Origin of the sequence: Nocardioides sp. J9 (assembly GCF_007829375.1) — a bacterium.
Classification (GTDB): Bacteria; Actinomycetota; Actinomycetes; order Propionibacteriales; family Nocardioidaceae; genus Nocardioides.
On sequence record NZ_VLJQ01000077.1, the window covers coordinates 1 to 6,093 of the forward strand.

At 73.8% G+C, this 6,093-nt stretch carries 7 protein-coding genes; 6 read left to right on the plus strand and 1 reads right to left on the minus strand.

Features of this window, described 5'->3' with window-relative positions:
- Positions 1-191 precede the first annotated feature (191 nt).
- The 6 genes from L615_RS12385 to L615_RS12410 are packed head-to-tail and all read left to right on the plus strand — an operon-like array spanning position 192 to position 5,433.
- On the plus strand, positions 192-1,976 hold the full coding sequence (locus tag L615_RS12385; RefSeq protein ID WP_145725259.1) for an ABC transporter ATP-binding protein: 1,785 nt from the start codon (positions 192-194) through the stop codon (positions 1,974-1,976).
- Positions 1,973-3,793 (plus strand): ABC transporter ATP-binding protein, encoded by a 1,821-nt coding sequence (locus L615_RS12390; RefSeq protein WP_145725260.1) that lies wholly within the window; start codon positions 1,973-1,975, stop codon positions 3,791-3,793. The genes L615_RS12385 and L615_RS12390 overlap by 4 nt, the downstream gene beginning before the upstream one ends.
- Positions 3,790-4,131: a phosphoribosyl-AMP cyclohydrolase gene (gene hisI / locus L615_RS12395; protein ID WP_028654377.1), complete on the plus strand. Its 342-nt coding sequence runs from the start codon at positions 3,790-3,792 to the stop codon at positions 4,129-4,131. Before L615_RS12390 ends, hisI begins: the two co-directional genes overlap by 4 nt.
- Entirely contained in the window at positions 4,124-4,741 is a 618-nt protein-coding gene (locus L615_RS12400; protein WP_028654376.1) for a Trp biosynthesis-associated membrane protein, read from the plus strand. The genes hisI and L615_RS12400 overlap by 8 nt, the downstream gene beginning before the upstream one ends.
- Positions 4,742-4,790: 49 nt before the next feature.
- Positions 4,791-4,991 (plus strand): HGxxPAAW family protein, encoded by a 201-nt coding sequence (locus L615_RS12405; protein ID WP_028654375.1) that lies wholly within the window; start codon positions 4,791-4,793, stop codon positions 4,989-4,991.
- Between the two features lie 4 nt (positions 4,992-4,995).
- Positions 4,996-5,433 carry a DUF2752 domain-containing protein gene (locus L615_RS12410; protein WP_145725261.1) on the plus strand — a complete coding sequence of 146 codons (438 nt, stop codon included), beginning with the start codon at positions 4,996-4,998 and terminating at the stop codon, positions 5,431-5,433.
- Between the two features lie 61 nt (positions 5,434-5,494).
- Here L615_RS12410 and L615_RS12415 read toward each other — a convergent pair.
- Positions 5,495-6,093: DUF805 domain-containing protein (locus L615_RS12415; RefSeq protein ID WP_222430535.1), on the minus strand; the 599-nt coding region annotated here is incomplete at its 5' end.

Here is a 6,093-nt window from a genome sequence, read left to right on the forward strand (position 1 = left end):
GCGCCGGGGCGCCTCGCACCTCAACCCCCGGCAGTCCGGCGGCTCAGCCCGCCCAGCCCTCCGGGCGGAGCGACGCGGCCACGCTAGCCACCGCCGGTGACGTTGTCGTGCCTCCGGAATAGGCTCGCCGGGGCCCGGGTTGGGCCGAGGTTGGGCTGGGTGCCCGACGCGGACGAGCGGGAGGGACGAGGGTGGCGACGGCAGGCAGCACGACCGGCAGCGCCGGTACGACGTCGGCCGGATTCGGTGTCCTCTGGGTCGCCATCAAGCGCGAGCCCTGGATCTTCACCCTCTCCACGGTGGGCAGCGTCCTGTTCGGCGCGCTCACCGTCGCCGACGCGTGGGTGCTGGGCTGGTCGACGGACCACGTGGTGCTCCCGGCGTTCCGCGACGGCGAGGTCGGGGCGGGGCTGCTGTGGGCGGTGCTCGGGCTGTTCGTCGGGGTCGCGATCCTGCGGGCCGTCGGCATCGTGGCCCGCCGCCTCGGCGCCGGCGTCATGCAGTACCGCATGCAGGCCCACAGCCGCCGTGCGGTGACCCGGCAGTACCTGAAGCTGCCGATGGAGTGGCACCAGAAGCACCCGACGGGGGAGCTGCTGTCCAACGCCAACTCCGACGTCGAGGCGGCGTGGGGCCCGATCGCCCCGCTGCCGATGGCGGTCGGCACGGTCGCGATGATGGTGATCGCCGTCGTCCAGATGCTGCTGACCGACGTCGCCCTCGCGCTCATCGGGCTGCTCGTCTTCCCGCTGGTGATCGGCACCAACGTCGTCTACCAGCGCCTCGCCCAGGGCTGGGCCACCCGCGCGCAGCAGCTGCGCGCCGAGCTGTCCGAGATCGCCCACGAGTCCTTCGACGGTGCCCTGGTGGTCAAGACGCTCGGCCGCGAGCCGGAGGAGACCGAGCGGTTCCGGGCCAAGGCCGCGGAGCTGCGCGAGGCCAACATCCGGGTCGGCCGGATCCGTGCCGCCTTCGACCCGACCCTCGCCGCGCTGCCGAACCTCGCCGTCCTCGTCGTGCTCGTGCTCGGCGTGCACCGCGTGCTCTCCGGCGCCACCGGGGCCGGCGACGTCGTCACGGTGACCTACCTGCTCACCGTCGTCTCCTTCCCGATCCGCTCGATCGGCTGGCTGCTCGGCGACTTCCCGCGCAGCGTCGTCGGCTACCGCCGGGTGGCTGCGGTGCTGCGCGCCTCCGGCGCGATGGAGTACGGCGCCCGCGGGCTCCCGACGCACGGCGGCGGCGCCCGGCTCGAGGTCGACCGGGCGGCGTTCTCCTACACCCCCGGCCGCCCGCTGCTGCGCGACCTCAGCTTCGAGGTGACGCCGGGCCGCACCGTGGCCCTGGTCGGGGCGACCGCCTCGGGCAAGAGCACCCTCACCACGCTGCTGGCGCGGCTGGTCGACGTCGAGGACGGGGTGATCCGGGTCGACGGCACCGACCTGCGCGACCTGCGGCGCGGCGCGCTCGCCGAGACCCTCGCGGTCGTGCCGCAGACGGCCTTCCTCTTCGACGACACCGTGCGCGGCAACGTGACCCTCGGCCGCGACATCCCCGACGAGGAGGTCTGGGCGGCGCTGCGCACCGCGCAGGCCGACGGCTTCGTCGCGGCGCTGCCCGACGGCCTCGACACCCGGCTGGGGGAGCGCGGCACCAGCCTGTCCGGCGGCCAGCGCCAGCGCCTGGCACTGGCCCGGGCGCTGGTCGGCCACCCCCGCCTGCTCGTCCTCGACGACGCCACCTCCGCCGTCGACCCCGAGGTGGAGGCCCGGATCCTCGGCGCGCTCGGCGCGGAGGACACCACCCTGGTGGTCGTCGCCTACCGCAAGGCGACCATCGGGCTGGCCGACGAGGTCCTCTTCCTGGTCGACGGCGCCATCGCCGACCGCGGGCCCCACCACGAGCTGGTCGCCCGCAACGCCGACTACGCCCGCCTGGTCAACGCCTACGAGCAGGAGCAGGAGATGGCCGAATGAGCACCGCCCTGCACACCGGCGAGGACATCGGCGCCTGGGAGACCATCCGCCGCGGCGTGCGCCACTCGCCCGAGCTCGTCGAGGGCATCGGCCGCACCCTGCTGCTGGCCGTGCTCGCCTCCGCCGGCCAGGTGATCGTCCCCATCGCGATCCAGCAGACCATCGACAAGGGCCTGCGCGGACCCGACGGTCCCGACGTGACCTTCACGACCTGGCTCGCGATCGCCGCGGGGCTGGCGATCGTGGTGACCAGCTGGGCGTCGTACGCCATGACGGCGCGGCTCTTCGCCACCGCCGAGCGCGGCCTGGCGACGCTGCGGGTCAAGGCATTCCGCCACGTGCACGACCTGCCGCTGCTCACGCAGAACACCGAGCGCCGCGGCGCGCTCGTCTCGCGCGTCACCAGCGACGTCGACCAGGTCAGCCAGTTCCTCGTCTTCGGCGGCCTGCTCTTCGTCGTCAGCATCGGCCAGGTGCTGGTCGCGACCGTGGTGATGGTCGTCTACAGCTGGCAGCTCGCGCTGGTGGTGTGGCTCTGCTTCGCGCCGCTCTTCCTGAGCCTGCGCTACTTCCAGCGCAAGCTGTCCGCCGCCTACGGGACCGTACGACGCCAGGTCGGCGCCCTGCTGTCCGCGGTCTCGGAGCCGGTGGTCGGCGCGGCGGTCGTGAAGTCCTACGCGATCGAGGAGCGCACGCAGGAGCGCATCGACCGCGCCATCGACATCCACAAGGCCGCCAGCACCCGCGCCCAGGGGTTCACGGCCTTCTCGTTCAGCCTCGGCGGGATCTCCGCCGGGCTCGCCAACGCCGGCGTGCTCATCGTCGGCATCTGGCTCGGCCAGGGCTTCGCGTGGGGCGAGGGGATCACGGCCGGCGAGGTGCTCGCCTTCGCCTTCCTCGTCACCCTGTTCGTCGGCCCGGTGCAGATGGGCACCCAGATCCTCACTGACGCGCAGAACGCGATCGCCGGCTGGCGCCGGGTCATCGGGATCCTCGACACCCCCGCCGACCTCGTCGACCCCGGCCCGGACGGGCAGAGCCTGCCCGCCGGCGCGATCGACGTGCGCTTCGAGGGCGTCTGCTTCGCCTACCCCGGCGGCAGCGAGGTGCTCAGCGACATCGACCTGGTCATCCCCGCCGGCCAGCGGGTCGCGGTCGTCGGCGAGACCGGGTCGGGCAAGTCGACCATCGCCAAGCTGCTCACCCGGCTGATGGACCCGACCCGCGGGCGGGTCCTGCTCGACGGCGTCGACCTGCGCGACATCAGCGAGGCGGCGCTGCGCAGCAGCGTGGTGCTGGTGCCGCAGGAGGGCTTCCTGTTCGACGACACCCTCGCCGCCAACGTCCGCTACGGCCGCCTCGGCACCACGGCTGCCGAGATCCACGAGGCTGCCGACGCGATCGGCCTCGGCGACTGGCTCGCCGGGCTCCCCGACGGCGTGGAGACCCCGGTCGGGCAGCGCGGCGAGTCGCTGTCGGCGGGGGAGCGCCAGCTGGTCGCCCTGCTGCGCGCCCAGCTCGCCGACCCCGACCTGCTGGTGCTCGACGAGGCGACCAGCGCGGTCGACCCGGAGCTGGAGACCCGGATCGCCCGGGCGCTGGAGCGGCTGATGTCCGGGCGGACGTCGGTCACCATCGCCCACCGCCTCTCCACGGCCGAGGCCGCCGACGTCGTGGTGGTCGTCGACCGCGGCCGGATCGTCCAGCACGGGCCGCACGCCGAGCTGGTCCAGCAGCCCGACACGCCCTACGCCCGGCTCCACGCGTCGTGGGTCGCCCAGCGCGGCGGCGGGGCGGACCGGATAATGGAGCCGTGACCTCCCTCGACCCCGCCATCGCCGGCCGGCTCAAGCGCACCGCCGACGGCCTCCTGCCCGCGGTCGTGCAGCAGCACGACACCGGGGAGGTGCTCATGCTGGCCTGGATGGACGACGAGGCACTGCACCGCACCCTCACCACCGGCCGGGCCACCTACTGGAGCCGCTCGCGCCAGGAGTACTGGGTCAAGGGCGAGACCTCCGGCAACCCCCAGCACGTCCACGAGGTCCGCCTCGACTGCGACGGCGACACACTGCTGGTCAAGGTCGACCAGGTCGGCGTCGCCTGCCACACCGGTGACCGGACCTGCTTCGACGCGGGGCTGCTCAGTGGCTGAGGACGCCCCCGCGGCCCGCCGTACCTTCGGCCCCACGGTGCTGGTCGGCCTCGCCGCCAGCGGCTTCGCCGCCGTCGCCGGGCACAAGGCGATGCTGACCATCCCCGCGGAGACGATCACCGCCGCGGGCGGGCTGAGCCGCAGCGTCGAGGACCGCTCCGTGGAGTTCCCGCTCGCCGGCGCCCTCGCCCTCGTCGCGCTCGCCGCCTGGGGTGTCCTGCTGGTCACCCGTGGCACGGTCCGCCGGGTCGTGGCGGTGCTGGCCGTGCTCGCCGCGGCCGGCATGGGCGCGGTGGTCGTGGTCGGCGGATTCGTCCAGGACGACGGCGCCGTCGACGAGCTCGCCGTCCGCCTCGGCCTCAACGCCGCGGCGATCGAGGCCGAGCGCACCGGCTGGCTGTGGGTGGCCCTGGCGTGCGCGCTGGTCGCCTTCCTCGCGGCCGGCGCCGCCGTCCGGCTGGTGCCGTCCTGGCCCGAGATGGGCAGCCGGTACGACGCCCCGACGGGTGGCCCCGACCCTGCTGCCCCCGCCGCCGGGGACCCCTCGGAGCGGTCCAACCTCGACTTGTGGAAGTCGCTGGACGAGGGCAGCGACCCGACCGAGAACTGAGCCCACTAGAATCCTGCCGTCCGTCCGCACGAACGAGGAGTTCCCACCCATGGCCGACAACCACGGCAACACCCCCGCCGCCTGGAGCGCCGTCCTGGTCTCGCTGGTCGGCTTCGTGGTCGGCGCGGTCGGGATGTCGGTGTCCCCGGTCAACTGGCCCCTGTTCTGGATCGGCGCCGTGATCGTCGTCGCCGGCGGCCCCCTCTTCCTGATCCTCGCGAAGATGGGCCTGCACGAGTCGAGCCACTGAGCGCGTGACGCTCACGGCACCTCCGGCACGAGCCAGCGAGCAGCCTCGCTGGCGCCGGATGGTGCCGCCGGTCGCCGTCGCCGGCGGGCTGGCTGCGGCCACCCTCGCCCTGCACCTGCGCGACCCCCACGACCGGGGCAGCTGGGGCATGTGCCCCACCGCCGCGATGGGCTTCTCCTGCCCGGGCTGCGGAGGCCTGCGCGCCGTCAACGACCTCGGCAACCTCGAGCTCGGCGCGGCGGCGTCGAGCAACCTGCTCTTCGTGCTCTCCCTGCCTTTCATCGCCTGGGTCTTCCTGCGCTGGACCCGCGGCCGCTGGACCGGTCGCCGGTGGGAGCCCAGCGACCGCTCGCTCGCCGTCGCCGGCATCACCGTCGGCGTGCTGATGGTGGTCTTCACCGTGGTGCGCAACCTGCCGGCCGGCGCCTGGCTGGCGCCCTGACGACACGACGCCCCGGACCGAGTGGTCCGGGGCGTCGTCGTCCGTGCAGGTGGTGCGGCGCCTACTGGCCGTACGGGTGGTGGCCCCCGCCGTAGCCCTGCTGGCCGTACTGGCCGTAGCCCTGCTGGCCGTAGCCCTGGCCGCCGACGCCCGGCTTGTCGTAGCGCGCGCCCTCCGGCTTCGGGGGCAGGCACCACAGCACGAGGAGCACGAAGCTGCCGCAGGGGACGAGGCTGATCAGGTACAGCCAGCCGCTGAAGTTGGCGTCGTGCAGCCGTCGGACCGAGAGCGCGAGGATCGGCACGAACGTCGCGAGGATGAACACGAGGAACAGCAGCGCCCCGACGACCACGAGCCCCGTGGACTCGGTGACGGCACCGATCGCCACCGGCACGTAGAGGACGCAGAACGCCAGCACGTAGGCCAGGTAGGACCACCAGAACTCGCTGCGGCTCGCGCGGCCGTCGAAGCGGGCGTACTTCTGGAACGTCCGCTTGACCGCGCCGGCGAAGCCGATGCCGTACCAGGGCAGGTCGAGGGTGCCGGGGTCGCCGGCCGTCGGCCCGCCGTAGGGGGCGCCGCCGTAGGACGGCTGCCCGTAGGGGTTGTTGCCGCCGTAGGGGTTGTGGTTGCCGGGAGGCGGGGATCCGTAGCTCACGC